Here is a 17,511-nt window from a genome sequence, read left to right as displayed (position 1 = left end):
CCCTGGTATCACGGACTCCACGCTATGAGGGGAACCTCATCACGACTCCACGGTACGAGGGGAAGGTCACCTGGCCTGCAGATTCCCGTGTCTTGATCTCCTACTTCTGCTGGCGGCCACCGTCGCCCAGCCACCAATGCTCCGTTGCACCTGCCCGCCTGGGATCCATGAAGCATGTCGCTTCAACGCACTCACACCTCCATGAAGCGATGGCCATTGCCCTCACGGCACACAGGTGCCTCCATGAAAGTGTCGGAAGTGGTGATACGGCCGGACGCGAGTTCTCCTCCAGCGTCACTCCGTCCACGAGCTACTAAAGAAGCGTCAAACGAACGACATGAATCGGCACTTAATTCAACAACATGGTTCACGCCTGCCCGGCCAATGAGTAATTCCCGTAAACCGAGGCGAACATGAGAGGTAGTTTTCCCCGTGTATCCCACAGTTGTACACGTCTTTCCTGGTCAGGGGACGTTATCGCTGGACGCACTCCGCAAGGCGCTGCGAGGGCAACCTGTCCTACATAGGGCAGCACTTCAGGTGTTCGCCGAAGTGGACGCTGCTGTTGAGGACCTCGGCATACCTCCATTGCAGCAGCTATTGTGGGCACCCGCCCAGCAGAACATTCCTGCTTCGGCCCCTGCAGGTACGGATCAGGCCGCTCTCTATGCGTGCTGCATCACGGTGCATGTTGCTCTGTGCAAGGCTGGTCTGCCCCCCGACATGCTGTCCGGGGTGAGCTTCGGCGAGATCCCTGCGTTAGTCGCCGCTGGAGTCTTCACGGTAACTGACGGAGCTCGAATGGCTGTGGCTCTTGCTCGCGTCCTTCCACGGAACATCGGTGGAATGGTCTGGCTCCGTGCTGGCGAGAAGGATGTTACAAGGCTCCTGGCCGAACTAGGGGATGAACGATTGGCGCTGGGCTGCGTAAATGGCCCGGATGAATGTGTGGTCGCCGGCTCATCGGCCTCCCTTATGGTAGTCCAGCAACTTGCGGAACGCTGGGGGATGGCGTCAGGAAGGATCAAGCTGCCTTATTATGCTCATCACCCTGAACTGGCCGCCGCAGCAGCAGAGTTCGAATCTGTCGCACGCGCATACCCGGCACGACCGCCGCGTGTCCCTGCTATCTCGGCCACACACGGCCGAGCGTACCGTCAGGACGAGGACATTCATCACGCACTATCTCAGGTCATCACCAAGACGGCACACCTGCCCCGAACGATTGCGGCAATCTGCCCTAACAATGGTGCGCTATTGCTGGAGGCCGGTACCGGTGCCTCCATCACTCGTAGCGTCCCGCAGGGGGTAACCGGCATATGCGCCATTGCACCCCTCGCCGACGAAAGCTTCCCCTGGCAATCCCCTCGGCAGTTGGTGAGCGGCCCTGCTGCTGATGATGCAGTGCGTTGATCGGTTCCATCCGCCGCTGCGCCCGCAGGATAAAATCCCAGGGCTGTTCCTGCTTTTGGATGTCGCGCCGGCGGCGCCTTGGCCATTCCACTTACCAGGATTGCTCTTCGTGCCCCGGTCAGACCTACCGCCCGATGGACCAGGAATACCCGGCTGGCTGTCAAACGCGCACCAGCGCCTGCGACTGTCCCGAGTTACCGAGCAGATCTGCCGGTCGCGCCGATGGAAATCTGAATTCTTAACATTCTTCAAGTAAGTTAATTCGTTTCCCTGAGTTGCCGAGAAGACGGCGCTTTGGGTTTGAAACCGCTGATGATGAGATAGTGAGGCCAGATGTGTCAGGTCACGGTCGCAATGACAATCTCAGGGCACTGCTCATGGAGGCGGAGTGGAACGCGGGAGAGCTGGCCACTGAAGTCAACAGGTTGGGTGACATCCAGTCAATGAGACTTAAATACGACAGGACTTCGGTCGCTCACTGGCTCAGAGGATCCAAACCTACGAGCGCCGTTGTCGCTCTGGTTGCTGCAGCGTTCAGCCGTCGCATTGGCAGGCTGGTGACCACCGAAGAAACGGGCCTGACCAAGATCTCGACGCATTCCGGGATCAGCTTACGTGACCACCTCAGGCAGATTGACCCACTACAGCGACTCATGACCGTTGCCAGATTAGACTCCCGCTCCGCAGAACGAGCGGCCCTTACGCAGTTTGGTTACATTCTGACAACTGTGCCAATGCCCGGCGGGAATCACAGGCTATCGTCTAGTGGGGTCCGAGGGGCCAAATATCGAGCCGCCCCAGAAGACATCGAAGCAATCCAAACTGTAGTGAGGATTATCGCTGATCAGGCAGAAAACTTCGGAGGAAGGCATGGCCGTACAGCCGTGGCCGCCTACCTGGCCGAAGACGTGAGTCGCGTACTTGCGGCATACGCCCCGGCCCCCCTCCTTCGCGAGCTGCTCAACTCAACCGCCCAACTCACCTATCTGCTGGCCAGGATGACGGCAGATGCCGGCCACCACGGGCTGGCTCAAGTTTACTATCACGCGGCACTTGCTTTGGCCCAAGACGCAGGGAACCCAGTGATGTACGCGGTCGTCCTCCGTGCAATGAGCGCCCAGGCACTCGAGCTGGGTCATCATCGCCAAGCACTCTCACTCGCGGAAGCCGCAGTGGCCGTGGCAGGAACCAATGCGTGCGGGCCTACCGCAGCATTCCTCCTCAGCCAGCTGGCCGTGACGCACGCTTACGATGGACAACGCCGCTCCGTCATCAGAGAGCTGGCAGCGGCCGAAACGTCACTGGAGCAATCTGACGGCTCTTCGGGGCCTTTCGCATTCTATCCGCGTGCCGCCCTCGAATATCAACGCTCACAAGCCTTCCTGGCCCTGGGAATGCGCCCAGAGGCGCTGCGGTCACTGCGCGCCTCCGCTCACAGCCGCGAACTCTGCGAACGCAGATCCTCCGCGCTCACCGATTTCCAGCTCGGCGAAATGCTTCTGTCTGACGGGCAATTGGATGAAGCCTGCAACCGTTGGGAGAGGTTCCTTTCCCAAAGCAGCTACGTCCGCTCGGCCCGCGTCGACCAATCCCTGAACCAGCTTTACAAAAGACTCCTGCCGTACGAACGGCAACGCAACGCCGCCATCGTCTGGGACCGCCTCAATGCGCTGCGATCGCGTAAGGGCTTGCGTATTTATGATCCAGGCCAGCCCATCACACCAACGGAGTCAGCGGCAAATTTGGACGTGGGTCGCCGGCACTCAATCGGCTCCTGCCCCGCCGATGTGAACTAGTTGAGGAATGTCGATCTGGCAGATCCAAGGTACGGGGTTATGCCGTCGGTACTGGATGGTCCGGTGTCATTGCGGGCGATCTATGCCACCTGTCCCGTCCATTCCACCAATGCGTCCGGGAGACCAGATGACCACGGAAGAACATAGGGGTACTGTGCTCGTGCTGGACGGGAGAAGGGAGTTGCCCAACGCGCTCGTCGGCGGCAAGGCCCACAACCTGAACCGTATGAGAGCGCTGGGCATGCCGGTTCCCCCGGCCTTCACGATCCCTGTGGACATCTGCCCGGTGTATCACCGTCTTGGGCAGATTCTGCCCGAAACGGTGTGGCAGGAGGTGCTTGCCAATCTCTCGGGCCTAGAGCAAGCCTTAGGGCGCAGGTTCGGCAGCCTGGGATCGCCGTTGCTGGTCTCCGTCCGATCCGGGGCCGCGCGCAGCATGCCCGGCATGATGGATACGGTACTGAACCTCGGCCTCACCGAGCACCTGCGCGACGTGCTCACTGCGGAGACGGGGGACGCGCGCTGGGCGGCCGATACTTGGGAGCGGTTTCGTCGCAACTACACTGCTACTGTTGGCACCCTCCCGCCCCAGGACCCGCATGAACAGCTGCGGGCAGCAATCGGCGCCGTTTTCAAGTCGTGGTTCTCCGAACGTGCAACGGCCTATCGAGACCGGCACGGGATCAAGGATCTTCTCGGCACAGCGGTTACCGTGCAGGCCATGGTGTTCGGCAACCGCGACGACCGGTCCGGGACGGGTGTCGTGTTCAGCCGCAATCCGGTCTCCGGTGAGCCCGGGCTGTTCGGCGAGTGGCTCTCCAATGCGCAGGGCGAGGACGTGGTGTCCGGCGAACGCACGCCTATGCCAGTGGCTGTACTGGCCAAGGAGCAACCCGAAAACTACCGACTGCTCACCGAGCTTGCCGCCAAGCTCGAAGCGGACCTCCGTGACATGGTCGACATCGAGTTCACCATAGAGTCCGGGCGGCTCTACCTGCTCCAGGCCAGGGTCGGCAAGCGGTCGGCGCGTGCAGCTGCGCGGATCGCCGTCGACATGGTGGCTGAAGGAGCGATCACGGAGACCACGGCGCTGGACCGAATCACCGTCGACCAAGCCCGGCAACTCGCCGAGGAGTCCGTGATCGCTCATGAACCGGTCGCATTGAGCCAAGGCATCGCAGCCGGCCCCGGCATCGGTTCCGGCATTGCAGTCACAGACGCTGGCGAGGCAATGCGACTGGCTGAACAGGGTGTACCAGTGGTGCTGGTTCGCCCATCGACCTCACCCGACGACGTACCAGCGATGTTCGCGGCCACGGCAGTAGTTACCGAACATGGCGGCACTACATCCCATGCCGCACTGGTCTGCCGGGAGCTTGGCCTGCCATGCGTGGTGGGATGTGGAGAAGGTACCAGTGGCCAGCTGGCAGGCCAGCGCGTCACCGTCGACGGCAGCACCGGGCGCATTCACGCTGGAGTCATTCGCCCATCAGCACCGCAGGGCACTCAGGCTATTGAGGACACAGTGATTGAGACGCTCTCTACCTGGGCAGCCAAGCGGGATGGAGGCCGGACGCCGGAACCGCGGTCACTGATCGAGTTGCTCGCGTTGCGTGACCGGTTGTGAGTCATCGACAATGCCGCTTCGACGTGCCGCTGGTACTTCGGATGCCCCGGAGACCTCAGGTCGATCTGGTGGCGGGCTCCGTCGACCAGGACGACCCAGGGACGGCGATGGCCGGGGTCGCGGTGCTCGGCCTGGTCGAACACGGCGGGCACCACCTCGGCGGCGGTGCCGCTCACCGAGCCGCACAACCACTTCGACCGGGCCTTTGGCCCGGGCGCGCGCTCGCGGCCGGTGTCGTCGGCGGTGTCGGGGTCGGCGATGACGTCGTCCACGCCGCGGGGTGCGGGCTCGGCGTCGTAGGCGGTGCCCAGGGTGGCATCCGCTTCCTGCCGTGTTTCTCCCCGGACGCCAGCCGGGTCTTCATCGCGTTGCCGCCCTTGGCCGCGGCGGCCCTGGCGGTGTGCTCGCGCAGCGCTTCGGGCCGTATCACCACGCCCTTGCCGTCCAACGACAAGATCAGCGGCGTGGCATCGGTGCAGGGAGCCGGCACGAGGGCGTCGTAGAAGGCGTCGATGTCCGCCGCGGCGCCGACAGCCAGCTCCCGGACCTGCCGGTGCCCCACTGCGGCGCCGGTGACGGCGTTGATCCGCTCACAGGCGTCGGCGAAGCTGCCGCGGGAGGACTCGATCGCGGCGAGTTTGGCCAGCCCGTGCGAGTGCATCCCGTCCGGCAGGTTCAGCGCCGCATCGGCCGGGTGCAGATCCGCCACGCCGGTGCCGCGGTAGGCAATCCGGGGCACAGTGACCTTGCCGAACACCGCGGCCAGCTTCCGGCGCCGGCCCCGCTCGATCCGGGTACGCTCACGGCCTTCGGCATCCACAACCTCCTCAAGGCGCATCTCGTCCCTGGCCCGCAGCGTCAGATGGTCCTGGAACAGCTGCCGGGTGACCTCGCGCATCCGCGTCCCCAGCAGGTCCTCCAACTGCGAGTGCGTCAGCACCGCCGCCTCCGGCCCCTGCAACTCCTCGGCCACCGCGTCGAACAGGCGCCGCGAGGCGGCGAACGCAGCCTCGGCCGTCTCCAGCACGCTCACCCCCCTGCTCCCGCCCGTTGGCCTTGAACAGCCCGGACGAAGGCTCGGCCAGGATCCCGCGCTCCGCCAGCCGCTTCAGCTTCGAGCGCATCCCCTCGACATGCCGCGGCTCGGTCCCCAGACCCAGGTGCCGGCACACCTCTTTGCAACGCATCGCCGCCCCCGAGGTCGCGAACAAGGCGATGATCGCCTGATACTCCGGCGACATGACCGTCACATCCAGCTCTGCCTCGGCCTTCACCAGCGCCACGGCGACCCCGTCGGCACCCCCACCTGCGGCGTCCGCGCCCGGCACCGGCGAAGACGGCGCGGCCAGCACCTCCTCCACCGTCTCCCGTCTGATCTGCAACCGCGCCAGCTGCTCCTCGACCCGCGACAACTCCTCGGACAGACCAGCGATCTGTTCACGCAGCTGCTCGGCCTGGCCCACCACCTCGGCCTGTCTGACCTCCAACACCTCGATCAACGACGGCACCCCACACCCACCCTCGCTCAGCACCCCACACCTCTCACGGCGGGCTCGACCCCGGCGACGGTGGAAGCCAGCACGACCGGCCACACCCGAACCCCTGCGAATCACCCCAACGAGGCACCCTCAGAAGATCTGCACCCGTCGAGGAATTCCATCGGCGCAGGTCCATGACCACGCGGACGCCCGACCGGGTGGTCGCGGACGCCAAGGCGCCCACGTCCCACCTGGGAAAGGGCGGGCGTCGTCTTCTCTGAAGCAGTGGGGCTGGTGAAGGGGCTGTCTTGTCCGTTCTTCTCCGTGTTTCGGGTGTGTGAGGGCAGCGTCGGGTCGAGGCCGCGGGGTCAAGAGGGTCAGCTGCCTTTGGGGCGCGGTCGGAGGGCCGGGTATGGGGTTGTGGTGTGTGCCCCATTGGTGGTGTTCGCGGGTGGGCAGGCGCGGCTGCCGGTCATCTCTTCGCGGAACCGCGCTCTTTGTCCTTGTCCGGAGGGAGCGGGTCCTTGGCATGGGGCGGTTCGCGACGGCCGAGGGGATCGATCCGTTGGTGGAGGTCTTCACGCTCTGGGTATCGATGGTCGGTTCGGGCTTGCGGCCGTCCTTGACGCGGGCCAGGCCGGTCAGGTCGTAGTTGAGCTGGGCGAGGATTCCCTCGTCGCGCCAGGCGGCGTATTAGGGCCTGTGTGATGTCGTGATCAACCAGTTGCCTTCAGAAGGTCGTTGATCCAGATCATCGAGGCACGGAGGTGGAGGCCGGCAAGGTAGCTCTCGGGTGTCTTGTCGTATCGAGTTGCGATGCCACGCCTGACCTTCCCCTCGTACCGTGGAGTCGTGACCATAGGGGTAGTTGAGGGTCATGGCGGAGAAGCGACGGAAGTACGATGCCGAGTTCCGTGAGGGTGCGGTGCGGATCGTGCTGGAGACCGGGAAGCCGTCTGCGCAGGTGGCGCGGGATCTGGGGGTGCATGAGGGCACGTTGCAGACGTGGGTTCACCGGGCGAGGGCCCGTGTGGACGCGGAGGCCCGCGGGCGGGCTGGACGAGTCCGAGCGCGGGGAACTGCAGCGGCTGCGGGAGGAGAATGCCCGGCAGCGCAAGGAGAGCGCTGAGCTCGGGATGGAGCGCGATGTCCTCAAGCGATCGGTGGTCCTCTGGGTGAAGGAGGCGACGAAGTGACGATGGCGGGCTTCATCGCCGACCAGCAAACCAGGCACAAGGTCCCGCACACTCTGGCCTGCCGGGCATGGGGCGTGTCCAAGTCCTGGTTCTACAAATGGCGCCGGCGCCCCGGACAGCCGACGAAGTCCGAGGTCAGACGGGCTGCGCTGGCCGAGCGGATCGTTTACTTCTTCCGCAGGTCGGGCAACACCTACGGCTCGCCCAGGATCACGCTGGACCTGTGGTCCGAGGGCTGGAAGGTCTCGCAGAATACCGTCGCCCGGCTCATGGCCGAGCTCGGCCTGCAGGGCCGCAAGCCCCCCGTGCCGGCGAAGGAACCTGACCCGGCAGGGCAAGCGCAAGGCCGCCCGTGACCTGGTACTTCGTCGCTTCGATGCGGTCGCACCGGACGTGTTGTGGTGGGGCGATATGACCGAGATCGAAACCGGCGAGGGCAAGCTCTGCCTCGCGAGCGTCCACGACGCATTCTCCCGACGCGTTCTCGGCTATGCGAGGGGTCCTCGGCACGAAGCGCCCCTGGTCAGCGCGTCGCTCCAGATGGCCGCCGCGACACGCGGCGGCACCGTGGACGGAGTGATCCTTCATTCGGACCGCGGGTCGGAATATACGAGTGAGGCGTACAACGCGCTGTGTGACCGTCTTGGAGTGGTGCAGTCCATGGGGCGTGTGGGGTCGGCCCTGGACAACGCGGCCGCGGAGTCGTTCCACTCGTCGATCAAGGTCGAGTACATCCACCGGCACCGCTTCGCCACTCACACCGAGGCCAGGCTGAAGATCGCCACGTGGATCACGGACTTCTTCAACACGCGCCGCAGGCACAGCGCCGCCGGCGGGCTGCCACCAACCGAGTTCGAACAGATCATCAATCAGAAGCGCGCTGAGGCCCATTCACGGACTCAAGCCGCATAGACAAAGACTCCACGATCGCAGGGGATTGCCACTTCGGGTGCGGCGGCGGTAGTGACAGCGGCGTGCGTTGGCCTGGTGACGGCGGCGCCAGCGGGACCAGTTCAGTGCGTGGCGGGTGCGCCGTAGGCGCGTCAGCGTGGGGCGGCCAGTTGCCAGGAGTCGCCGGATTTCCGCCACGGTGAGCGGGGCGAGATCGCCGGAACCGATTCTGCGGCCCCCCTTTCCGCCCCGGCGGCCATGGCGGCGAGGAAGGCGTGGGCGAGCATGGCCAGGGTGATGTGCCGGTACCAGCCCGGATACCGGCGGACCTCGTACTGATCCGCCGCACTCGTTCTTCGCGGCCTGGAAAGCCTCCTCGATCGCCCAGCGCGTCCCGGCGATCCGTACCAGTTCGGCGACGGGGGTGCCGACCAGCGCATAGGCAAGGTAGTAGGCGATCTCGTCCGGGCGGGCCAGGCTGCGGCGGGCCAGCACCCACCGGTCGTGGGTGGGCGCATCGCCGTCGAAGTCGTCGATCGCGGGTAGCCTCGCTGCCGCCCAGTCGTAGACGCGCGGCCCCTTCGCGCCGGCCCCGCAGGAGTGGCGTTCCCAGGCGTCCTCGGGGGCCTGAGCGATGGCGAAGTCGATGCGGCCGACGGCGTGCACGTGCTGGGACTTCGCCACGGCCAGGACATAACTGACGCCGGTTTCCTCCAGCATGCGGCGCAGCCGCCACTCCTGGCCGTAGGCCGAGTCGGCGGTCACCCAGGCGTTCGGCAGCGGCGAGGCCAGGGCCCGCATGATGACGGCCTTCGCAAGATCGCCCTTGGTGGCGAACGCACGCTCGTCGGGAATCTTCGCCCCTGCGCAGCGGTCCGGATCCGAGGTCCAGGACTTGGGCAGATACAGCTCCCGGTCCACCAGCGCCCGTCCCCTGGAGGAGGCATAGGCGGCGAACACGCCGATCTGGCAGTTCTCCGTGCGGCCGGGGGCCCGTATTTCAATAAGTGCTCGGTAGAGGGGTGTTGGTGGGAGTCTGAGATATGACTCCGTGTCTGTCAGGCCGCGTTGCCGCTCGTGCTCTGCGGGCCAAGTTCGATCAGATCCTGCCGCACTTCGATGAGCGCCGCCGTCGGTTGTACCTGGCCAGTGAGGCTACGGCCCTCGGCCGCGGCGGGACCGTCTGGGTCGCCGCCGCCTCCGGCACCAGCACTGCAACCATCGCGCGAGGTATGGCCGAGTTGGCCGGTTGCTCCTCACCGACCCTGCGGGTGCGGGCTCCAGGTGCGGGCCGCAAACGGCTGACTGACACCGACCCTGGTCTGCTGCCCGCGCTGGAGTCGCTGATCGAGCCGCACACCCGAGGCGACCCCGTCTCCCCGTTGCGGTGGACCACGCTGTCGTTACGGGCCCTGGCCTCAACCCTCACCACACAGGGCCACCCGATCAGCGCCTCAACCGTCGGACACCTGCTGCACACCCTGGGCTACAGCCTGCAGGGAACCGCGAAGACAACAGAGGGAGGCCTATTCACGGGGTTTCACCAGCCCTTTTTGTAGAAGGTGAGGGCGGTGACGGTTTTGGCGACGAGGGGGAACTTGGCCAGGGGGCCGCGGTAGCGGGTCGCGAGGATCTTCCAGTCCTTCAGGTGTGCGATCGCTCGCTCAATGGCGGTGCGGAGGCTGCTGATGCTCCGGTTGTAGATCTTGGCGCCAGTGGGGCGTTGCTGACCAGGTGGTTTGCGTCTCGCGGTGAGCATGCCGGAACCCACGTACCCAAGATCGCCCATGCTCTGCCGTTCTGCGAAGGTCTCCGGGAAGTGGGACTGGCGCCAGGCGTACATGTCGTGGCGGGAGCCCGGGACAGGCTCGGACACCGCGAGCAGGTCTCCGGACAGCGTGGCGGCGATCTGCAGGTTGAAGCCGGTGTCACGATGCTTGCCGGAGAACATAGCGGTGCCTTCGCTCGCCCAGTCCCACGTGGTGACCAGGGTCCCGTCGATGAGCACGATCCGGCCGGCTGAGGCTTCCACAGGATCAGGGACATGCCCGGCGAGGGCCTTCTCCACCACCGGAAGCAGCCCCGTCCACCGCCGGGAAACAGTGGCCTGGCTGACACCGAACAGTTCCGCCGCCGCTTCCTGGACGGGGTTCTGCCGCAGGAGGGGACCCTCCCCCTGAGTGGTGGACACCTTCGATCAGCCCCGGTGAGGGGCTGGCAGGAGGATCACTTATGGTGATGAAGGTCTATTCGCCCGAGTTCAAGGCCGACGCGGTCGCGCTGTACCACTCGGACCCCGACCTTACGATCGTGCAGGCCGCCCGCGATCTGGGGATCAACCCGGAGACGCTGCGGAACTGGATCCGCGCCGACCGCGCCCGCGCCGACAGCCCCACGAAGAACACGAAGGACACACCGGTGAGCAAGGCCACGAAGGAAGAACTGGAGGCCGAGTTAGCGGCCCTGCGCAAGGAGAACGCCGCCTTGCGGAAGGACAACGCGACCCTGGCCACGGAGCGGGACATCTTGCGTAAGGCGACGAAGTTTTTCGCCGCGGAGATGAGCTGGTGAGTCGCTGCCAGTTCATCGAGGACCACCGCAAGACCTTCAAGGTCACGCGACTGTGCCAGGTGCTCGAAGTGGCCCGCTCCACCTACTACAAGTGGCGCGAGGCCCGCGCTGCCCGGGCCGAGCGCGAGCAGGCCGATGAGGTGCTGGCCGGCAAGATCCGCACCATCCACACCGACTCCGGCGGCACTTACGGCGCCCCGCGCATCACCGCCGAGCTGCGGGATACACACGGCATGGAGATCAATGAGAAGAGGGTCGCCCGCGTGATGCGCAAGTTCCGTATCGCCGGCTTCCGCCTGCGCAAGAAGGTACGTACGACTGTCCCCGAGCCGTCGGCCACGCCCGTTGCGGACCTGTTCCGACGCAACTTCTCGGCGCCCGCGCCAAACCAGAAGTACATGGGCGACATCACGTATCTGCCTGTCGGCGATGGCGAGCATCTGTATCTGGCGACCGTCATCGACTGTTTCTCCCGCCGCGTGGCGGGCTGGTCGATCGCCGACCACATGCGCACCGAGCTCGTCGCCGACGCACTCAGGATGGCCGCCGCCACCCGCGGCAGCCTCGAAGGCGCGGTCTTCCACAGCGATCACGGGGCGCAATACGGGTCGCGCCAATTCGCTGATCTCTGCGCTGAGCTGGGCGTGACCCAGTCCATGGGCGCGGTCGGAACGAGCGCGGACAACGCCGCCTGCGAGTCCTTCCACGCGTCCCTCAAACGGGAGATCCTCCAGGGCGCCCGGCGCTTCGACGGGGCCGAGGCCTGCCGGCGCACCGTGTTCCGCTGGCTGACGCGGTACAACACCTGGCGCCGCCACTCGGCGAACGGACAGCTCAGCCCCGTCGCCTACGAACAGCTGTCAGCTACCCTGACACTCGCCGCATAACGAAACGAACAGGTGTCCACCCCTCGGGGGGAAGGCCCGTTCTGTCACATCACCGCGAACTGGCGGGGGCGGCCGCTGACCAGCTACCAGGTCGTCCTCGAGACCATCGCCGCCACAACAACCAAGACCGGCCTGACCATCGGGGCCGAACTGGACACAGGCAGCTACGACCTCGGCATCAGCGTCACACCCGCCGAGTTCCACGCCCTTGTGATCACACCCGACACCTTCCACGGTGACTGGAACTACACACTGTCTCCCGTACCACCGCGAGCGCCAGACGCGCCGGCAACGACACACCGGACCGACCCGGCCCTGACCGCGATGCTCACCGATCCGGCCCTGACCGGCATGTCACGAACCGCCTTCGAGTATTTGGTGGCGGTCTCGGAGCCTTTCTGGGACGCCTTGGCCGAGACAGCATTCCAGCGACGCTTCCACCGCCCGCGCAGCTACCGCCACCCACAGACCAGCAGCGTGGACCACACCCACCGGCTCCTGGCAGCCATCCTGCGCCGCCGCAGAGCGATGACCATGACGTTCCTGGCCCAACTACTGGGCGTCAACCGCACCAACCTGTCCATCCAGTACCAGGACGCAAAACGGCTCCTGGACCTGCACCAAATCCTCGTCACGCCGATACCCGGATCGCCCGCCCGCGCATTGGAACAGCTACACGCCCGAACAACCCCCGCGGAACCCGTTGCTGACAGTTATTGACTTACGGGCCCTCGGCGGCGTGGATCTGTGCCAGGTCGCCGTGCACCTCACCTTCGCCACGGCCACCGGGCACTGCCTGATCGACCGGCGCCTGTACTTCACCAGGGAGTGGGCCGGCGACGAGGAACGCCGTGAACTGACTGGCGTCCCCGACGAGCTGTGCTTCACCACCAAGCCGCAGCTCGCGGCCCACATGCTCCGTGCGGCCGGCCTGCAGGGCATATCCGCCTCGTTCTTCCTGGGCGATGAGGTTTACGGAGGGCGGGAGTTACGTACCACTTGCCGCGAGCTGGGCCTGGGCTACGTCGTGGCCGTGCGCTCCAACCACCAAGTCACCACCCCGGCCGCGAAGCTGACCGCGGCCAGGGCCGCCGCCCGGCTGCCCAAGCGGGCCTGGGAGCGGATGCGAACCGGCACGGGGCAAAAGGGCGTCCGCGACGACGACTGGGCGATGATCGAGGTCACCGCCGACGACACCCCCGACGGACACGACCCTGACACGGGGACGTCCGTATTGCTGGTCCGTCGGCACCGCTACACCCGTACCCTGTCCTACTACCGCTGCTTCGCCCCCGGGCCGGTGACGCTGGCGCGACTGGTGTCACTGGTATGCCGCAGATGGCGGGTGGAAGACGACTTCCAGGACGCGAAGGAGACCTGCCACCTCGACAAAGGCCAGGTCACCTGCTGGAACTCCTGGCACCGCTGGAGCGTGATCACCCTGGTCGCCTACGCCTTCCTGGCCGTCACCGCCGCCCTCGAACGCACCGCCCAGACCAGCCGGAACGACCCCGCCGAGACGGACCTCGTCACCCTCAGCAGCCACGAACTCCTCCGCCTGCTACGGGCCTTGATGCTTCCGCCGCCCCGGCGAGATGCCGAACACCTGCTGTGGTGGTCCCCCTGGCGCCGCCGCCACCAACACCACGCCCGCCTCTGCCACCGCCGATGGCACACCTACGCCGACACCACACCATGACCAGACAGCACATCAGCAGCCATCTACAGCTGCCGTATCAATTGGGCGGGAGAGCCGTAGTGTTCGAAGGGGAACAGGACGGCGGGATGATCGAGTCGTGGGCCCAAGACGCGCTCGGGCGAGGGATGGATCTGCGCGAGGAGCCCGCGTATCGTGACCTCAGCAGAAGCGGCCGATTCCGCGCCCGCGGGAGCTGGCACATTTCCCTGGACAGGGGCCCACAACCGCGGTTCCAATGCGGGGACATTCCAGTCTAGGAGTGCTGGGTCCCAGCGCGGGGGACACCTTGAGCGCCGCAGCACGCACGAGGAAATGAGTCCGCGCCCTTCCCTGAGTGCCGAGGGAGGAAGCGCCCTGGCCAGAACACGTGCATCACCTGGTTCTGTCACGAGGTGCCACGGGCTCTGGATCAGAGCTCCGGGTGAACCATGCTGAGTTCCTGCACGTAGTCGTCGGCAAGAAGCAGTGAGTGCGAAATAGACCTGTCCTTGGCGAAAACCGTCACGAGGTCATGGGTGTGAGGTACTAGGGAGCGGACCAGCTCATCGAGAGCTGGGGCGATCCCCTGTACCTGCTTGGAGCTCATCAACCCTTCGCATAGATACCACGTGGCATTCCTGGACAACTGCTCCAGCGCCTGTACGGCACAGAGCCTGCCAGCGACTTCTGCACCCTGGCCAGCCGGCAAAGCGTCGACTGCGGCGAGCATGTGCTGCAGAGTAAGGCTGTCCCCGTATGCTTCGCCCAACTCTCGGACCTGCATCAGCTGAGGGTTCCATGCCTCGAACGTGTCCCACTGCTCGGGGCTGTGTTGTTCCATGGCGTCGCTGATACGGCCGGCAAGACGGAACACCCTGTGCAGATGCAATTCACGCCACAGCACCGGATCGTGAAGGCTCATGTCCTGAGTGGCGAGGCTACGGTCAGGGGCTTGAAGATCGGCAGCCTGTGCCACGAGTGTGCGCCCGGTGTCCAGCTCAGTGAGGAGGTTGTCTCCACCAGCCACACTCAGCATGTGCCCCAGGCTCTGGTAACTGAGAAAGCGACTGGCGGACAGAGTTCCCCAGACACCGGTGCGCAGTCGGCACTCGCGCGTGATGCGTTCGGCGGACCTGGCAGCGATCACCTTGGCCATAGCCATGTCGCGGTGGACGGAAGCCCACGGTGACCATGTCATGGTGGGTGCTTTTGCTGCAGGGCGCTCGCCTCGCCGCCAAGCCTCGATGAGTCCGATGCGCTTGGACCGGAAGGTGTTCGCCAGGCAAGAGATTGCCATGGCTTCAGCGAGACAACGGAAGAGCGGACGCTGCTGAGTGGAATAGTCCAGAACAGGGAGAGCGGGTCCAATGCGGGCAGCGGTGCGGCGCTGGGCCGAGAACCGCAAAGCAGCCGCGGCAGCAACCCGGCTAACGGCCGCCAATGCCACTGCCCCGCCGGCCCAAACGTTTTGGCCTGTTGACAAGGAGCGTGCCAGCCGCGCGTCCTGACTCTCCAGCGGATCGATGAACTCGTCGTTCGCACCAATTGAGGCCTTGTCGCTCAGCCAGTGAGCCCGAGGGACCCTGACGTTGTCGAACCTGATGAGAGAGCACTGCTGCGGTACGACGTCGGTGCTCACCGTCGTCATACGGATACCAGGTAGCGGGCCCGCCTCGTTTGCGAGCTCGACCATGAAGGGAAAGGAGCCCTGGTCCTCCCCATCGATGATCGCATGAGCAAAAACTACGCCGATCCTGGACACGGAGTCCTCGTAGCTGACCCCCGTGAACTTCTGAGCGGCAAAGTCGGGAGTGTTCAGGACGAAATCATCGGTGTCCTTTTGGTAGACAGCCTCCGTACGGCCCGAGAGGTGACTGTTTCCATACCCGATTTCGGTGATGAGGAATGACCCGATCGTCTGGCCCTGGGCGATCTTCTCCTTGTGCGGCTCCAGCTCGGAATAATTCCCGGAGTCTTCCAGGAATGAAAGGCATAGTCCGTAATGAGTGAGCATGGAAACGGAAAGAGAAGGATCTACTACTGCGGCGGCCTCGGTCAGGGCGAACATACGCTCCGGGTCAAGGACCAGATTGGAGACCGGGGCATCTTTGCATATAAGCTGAAGCCGTCGCCGATTCAACCTGCTGCGTTCGGTATCGGTAAGATTGCGTTGGGGCTTGAAGATCTCGTGAGAGAAGATACGCGCCGTCTCTTCTCTTACAGATTCACTGACTCCGCCGAACAGGAGTGCGTCGAAAGCCTTGTGCACCGAGGTGGACACAGTCATGATGACCCTTTTCGAGGCGATGTGGAGAAAATAGTGCGCCAAGTGAGTGCAGTGCTGTAGAAGCTGGTCCCGAATCCTTGTCCGCATTCCCCTTGTAGCACCTAGCCGTTGAACTGGCATTCGGGAAAATTTCCCAAAGATTGCTCATTTTGAGGCCCGGAAGTGACTGCCTTCACAAGCAGCTCACCGCCGACGAATGCGCCGCGCCAAGAACCTCCCAGGCCTCCGAAGAGTTCCTCACGGTCACCTCGGGAACGAGGCTTACAGAACCCCACTTTGAACGCCCGGATCTGCGGAGCGATGCGCTCATATGTGTGAGGGTCGTCCGTGGAAAGCGTCGATACGAGAGCGCCATTGGATTGATTCATGGCGGAAATCAGTTCCGCCTCAGTGTCGACAAGCATGACCGTGTCCACTGGACCAAAGGGTTCTGCGTGGTACAGCGGCGATGCCGGCGGCGGGTTCAGCAGTGTCATGGGGGCGAAATATGCGCTGATGTCCTGACCAGGTAAGAGAAGGGCGTCCGCGAGGGATCCGCGATACAGGGGGACGGCTCCGCGGTCGATGGCAAGGGTGACCTGGTCAGAAAGCTCCTTGGCCTTGGCCGCGTTAATAAGAGGGCCAAAGTCCAGCTCAGGCAGCGAGTCGCTGGGATCCACGACAGCGAGCGGATTGCCGATGCGAACCGATCGAACGGCCGGCAGATATACAGACAGGAAGTCAGGAAATGCGCTGCGCTGCACGACGAACCGAGGATAGGAGGTGCAACGCTGCTTGCCGTAGTCGAAAAGTCTGGGTATGACGGCGGTGAGCGATTCCCAATCAGTGTAGTTCCAGATGCCCCAGGTATTCAGGCCTTCCTGCTCGAGGATATGACGCTTGCCTGAGGCCGCGACGGCCGCGGCGACACGAGCGCCAGTGCTGCGACCGCCGACGAAAGAGACACAGCTGATCTCGGGACTACCGACCAGAACTTCAGACAGTTCGCTACCGCTGCCGCTCACGAGCGTGATCGGAACACCTTCCCGGGCGGCAAATGCGCATGCCAGGGTGAGGCAGGAAAGACCTCCGTCAGTGGGCACCTTAGCAACGACGGCGTTGCCGGCCAGTGCCTGAACAAGCATGGCGTGGAAGAGGACGGACATGGGGTAGTTCCAACTGGCGATGTTGGACACTGGGCCGTCGAGGGGGACGCGACCATCAAGCATGTCTTCGATGTTGTCGATGTACCAGCGCACGCCGTCAATGCCCCGGTCCACGTCGGCTCGCGCGAGCCGCCACGGCTTGCCGATCTCGTGAACAAGGAGAATGGCGAGCAAGTCACGGTGCTCGTTGAGCGCGTCAAGGGCGGCGGCAATGCGGGCACGCCGTTCGGCCAGAGGCCAGCAGCGCCAGAGGCGGTGCTGGTCGAGCGATGCGCGTACGGCATGCCGGGCAGTATGCGCATCGACACGGGGCGGGCCGACGATGATGCCACCGTCGATGGGACTGGTGGCGACGAGTGACATGCCGTCGGCCTGCCAGCTGCCGTTCCAGAGGTTGAGGGTCCGATCGTCCCGGAAAGCCTCAGGAGCGATGGTGAGACAGCGTTCCCAGGCGTCAGCCCAGGCCGTACCAGGCTTGAGCATGGGAATTCGGGTAAGAGCCGAGGAAGCCATGACTATTCTCCGAGAGATGCGCACACGAG

The 17,511-nt window shown here is 64.7% G+C and carries 13 protein-coding genes and 4 pseudogenes; 11 read left to right on the top strand and 6 right to left on the bottom strand.

Going from position 1 to position 17,511, the window contains the following annotated elements; genetic code table 11:
- The first annotated feature begins 432 nt into the window (after positions 1 to 432).
- The 3 genes from ABIE67_RS01660 (at position 433) to ABIE67_RS01650 (ending at position 4,836) form a co-directional block, all read left to right on the top strand.
- Positions 433 to 1,413, top strand: a complete 981-nt coding sequence (locus ABIE67_RS01660; protein ID WP_370252233.1) for an acyltransferase domain-containing protein — start codon at positions 433 to 435, stop codon at positions 1,411 to 1,413.
- An 884-nt stretch (positions 1,414 to 2,297) separates the two neighbouring features.
- Positions 2,298 to 3,209, top strand: coding sequence for a hypothetical protein (locus tag ABIE67_RS01655; protein WP_370252230.1), 912 nt, complete (start codon positions 2,298 to 2,300; stop codon positions 3,207 to 3,209).
- Positions 3,210 to 3,336: 127 nt separating this feature from the next.
- A complete protein-coding gene (locus ABIE67_RS01650; protein ID WP_370252225.1) occupies positions 3,337 to 4,836 on the top strand; it encodes a pyruvate, phosphate dikinase in 1,500 nt (499 codons plus the stop codon).
- Between the two features lie 172 nt (positions 4,837 to 5,008).
- On the opposite strand, the gene ABIE67_RS01645 is transcribed toward ABIE67_RS01650, so the two are convergent.
- Positions 5,009 to 5,869, bottom strand: a complete 861-nt coding sequence (locus ABIE67_RS01645) for a hypothetical protein (protein WP_370252223.1) — start codon at positions 5,867 to 5,869, stop codon at positions 5,009 to 5,011.
- Positions 5,870 to 6,871: 1,002 nt separating this feature from the next.
- Positions 6,872 to 7,007: pseudogene (locus tag ABIE67_RS01640) on the bottom strand (IS5/IS1182 family transposase); the annotation flags it as partial.
- A 184-nt stretch (positions 7,008 to 7,191) separates the two neighbouring features.
- On the opposite strand from ABIE67_RS01640, the pseudogene ABIE67_RS01635 reads away from it, so the two are divergent.
- From ABIE67_RS01635 to ABIE67_RS01620, 4 genes and pseudogenes are all read left to right on the top strand, one after another.
- Positions 7,192 to 7,305 (top strand): annotated as a pseudogene (locus ABIE67_RS01635) (transposase); the annotation flags it as partial.
- 37 nt (positions 7,306 to 7,342) lie between these two features.
- Complete coding sequence (locus tag ABIE67_RS01630; RefSeq protein ID WP_370269646.1) at positions 7,343 to 7,510, top strand: hypothetical protein; 168 nt, start codon at positions 7,343 to 7,345, stop codon at positions 7,508 to 7,510.
- Between the two features lie 2 nt (positions 7,511 to 7,512).
- The gene (locus ABIE67_RS01625; protein ID WP_370268020.1) at positions 7,513 to 7,866 is read left to right on the top strand and encodes an IS3 family transposase; all 354 of its coding nucleotides are present in this window, start codon (positions 7,513 to 7,515) and stop codon (positions 7,864 to 7,866) included.
- Positions 7,763 to 8,422: an IS3 family transposase gene (locus tag ABIE67_RS01620; RefSeq protein WP_370268052.1), complete on the top strand. Its 660-nt coding sequence runs from the start codon at positions 7,763 to 7,765 to the stop codon at positions 8,420 to 8,422. Before ABIE67_RS01625 ends, ABIE67_RS01620 begins: the two co-directional genes overlap by 104 nt.
- Here the strand turns inward: ABIE67_RS01620 and ABIE67_RS01615 are convergent.
- Positions 8,402 to 9,361 carry an IS701 family transposase gene (locus ABIE67_RS01615; protein ID WP_370252221.1) on the bottom strand — a complete coding sequence of 320 codons (960 nt, stop codon included), beginning with the start codon at positions 9,359 to 9,361 and terminating at the stop codon, positions 8,402 to 8,404. The two genes, ABIE67_RS01620 and ABIE67_RS01615, sit on opposite strands and share 21 nt — an antisense overlap.
- Positions 9,362 to 9,444: 83 nt before the next feature.
- Here ABIE67_RS01615 and ABIE67_RS01610 point away from each other — a divergent pair.
- A pseudogene (locus tag ABIE67_RS01610) lies at positions 9,445 to 9,924 on the top strand (ISAzo13 family transposase); the annotation flags it as partial.
- 17 nt (positions 9,925 to 9,941) lie between these two features.
- Here ABIE67_RS01610 and ABIE67_RS01605 read toward each other — a convergent pair.
- The gene (locus tag ABIE67_RS01605; protein ID WP_370252219.1) at positions 9,942 to 10,592 is read right to left on the bottom strand and encodes a transposase family protein; all 651 of its coding nucleotides are present in this window, start codon (positions 10,590 to 10,592) and stop codon (positions 9,942 to 9,944) included.
- 41 nt (positions 10,593 to 10,633) lie between these two features.
- On the opposite strand from ABIE67_RS01605, the gene ABIE67_RS01600 reads away from it, so the two are divergent.
- From ABIE67_RS01600 to ABIE67_RS01590, 3 genes and pseudogenes are all read left to right on the top strand, one after another.
- A protein-coding gene (locus tag ABIE67_RS01600) for an IS3 family transposase (protein ID WP_370252217.1) occupies positions 10,634 to 11,859 on the top strand; the annotation gives its coding sequence in 2 pieces (ribosomal slippage) (positions 10,634 to 10,946 and positions 10,946 to 11,859; 1,227 coding nt in all).
- A gap of 39 nt (positions 11,860 to 11,898) precedes the next feature.
- A pseudogene (locus ABIE67_RS01595) lies at positions 11,899 to 12,589 on the top strand (ISAzo13 family transposase); the annotation flags it as partial.
- Between the two features lie 9 nt (positions 12,590 to 12,598).
- Positions 12,599 to 13,558, top strand: a complete 960-nt coding sequence (locus ABIE67_RS01590) for an IS701 family transposase (RefSeq protein ID WP_370268047.1) — start codon at positions 12,599 to 12,601, stop codon at positions 13,556 to 13,558.
- 409 nt (positions 13,559 to 13,967) lie between these two features.
- Here ABIE67_RS01590 and ABIE67_RS01585 read toward each other — a convergent pair whose 3' ends face one another.
- Together ABIE67_RS01585 and ABIE67_RS01580 are read right to left on the bottom strand one after the other, a co-directional pair.
- Positions 13,968 to 15,824 (bottom strand): acyl-CoA dehydrogenase, encoded by a 1,857-nt coding sequence (locus tag ABIE67_RS01585; RefSeq protein ID WP_370252215.1) that lies wholly within the window; start codon positions 15,822 to 15,824, stop codon positions 13,968 to 13,970.
- Between the two features lie 101 nt (positions 15,825 to 15,925).
- The gene (locus ABIE67_RS01580) at positions 15,926 to 17,452 is read right to left on the bottom strand and encodes an aldehyde dehydrogenase family protein (RefSeq protein WP_370252213.1); all 1,527 of its coding nucleotides are present in this window, start codon (positions 17,450 to 17,452) and stop codon (positions 15,926 to 15,928) included.
- Positions 17,453 to 17,511: the final 59 nt, after the last annotated feature.

It is taken from the genome of Streptomyces sp. V4I8 (assembly GCF_041261225.1).
Lineage (GTDB): Bacteria > Actinomycetota > Actinomycetes > Streptomycetales > Streptomycetaceae > Streptomyces.
Note: the sequence above shows the minus strand (reverse complement) of the source record. Positions and strands in the feature narration are given on the sequence as shown.

Excerpts from the sequence above, each read along its gene's own strand:
- ABIE67_RS01650 (WP_370252225.1), top strand. The coding sequence starts at position 3,337 with ATGACCACGGAAGAACATAGGGGTACTGTGCTCGTGCTGGACGGGAGA.
- ABIE67_RS01625 (WP_370268020.1), top strand. The coding sequence starts at position 7,513 with ATGGCGGGCTTCATCGCCGACCAGCAAACCAGGCACAAGGTCCCGCAC.
- ABIE67_RS01585 (WP_370252215.1), bottom strand. The coding sequence starts at position 15,824 with ATGACTGTGTCCACCTCGGTGCACAAGGCTTTCGACGCACTCCTGTTC.
- ABIE67_RS01580 (WP_370252213.1), bottom strand. The coding sequence starts at position 17,452 with ATGCTCAAGCCTGGTACGGCCTGGGCTGACGCCTGGGAACGCTGTCTC.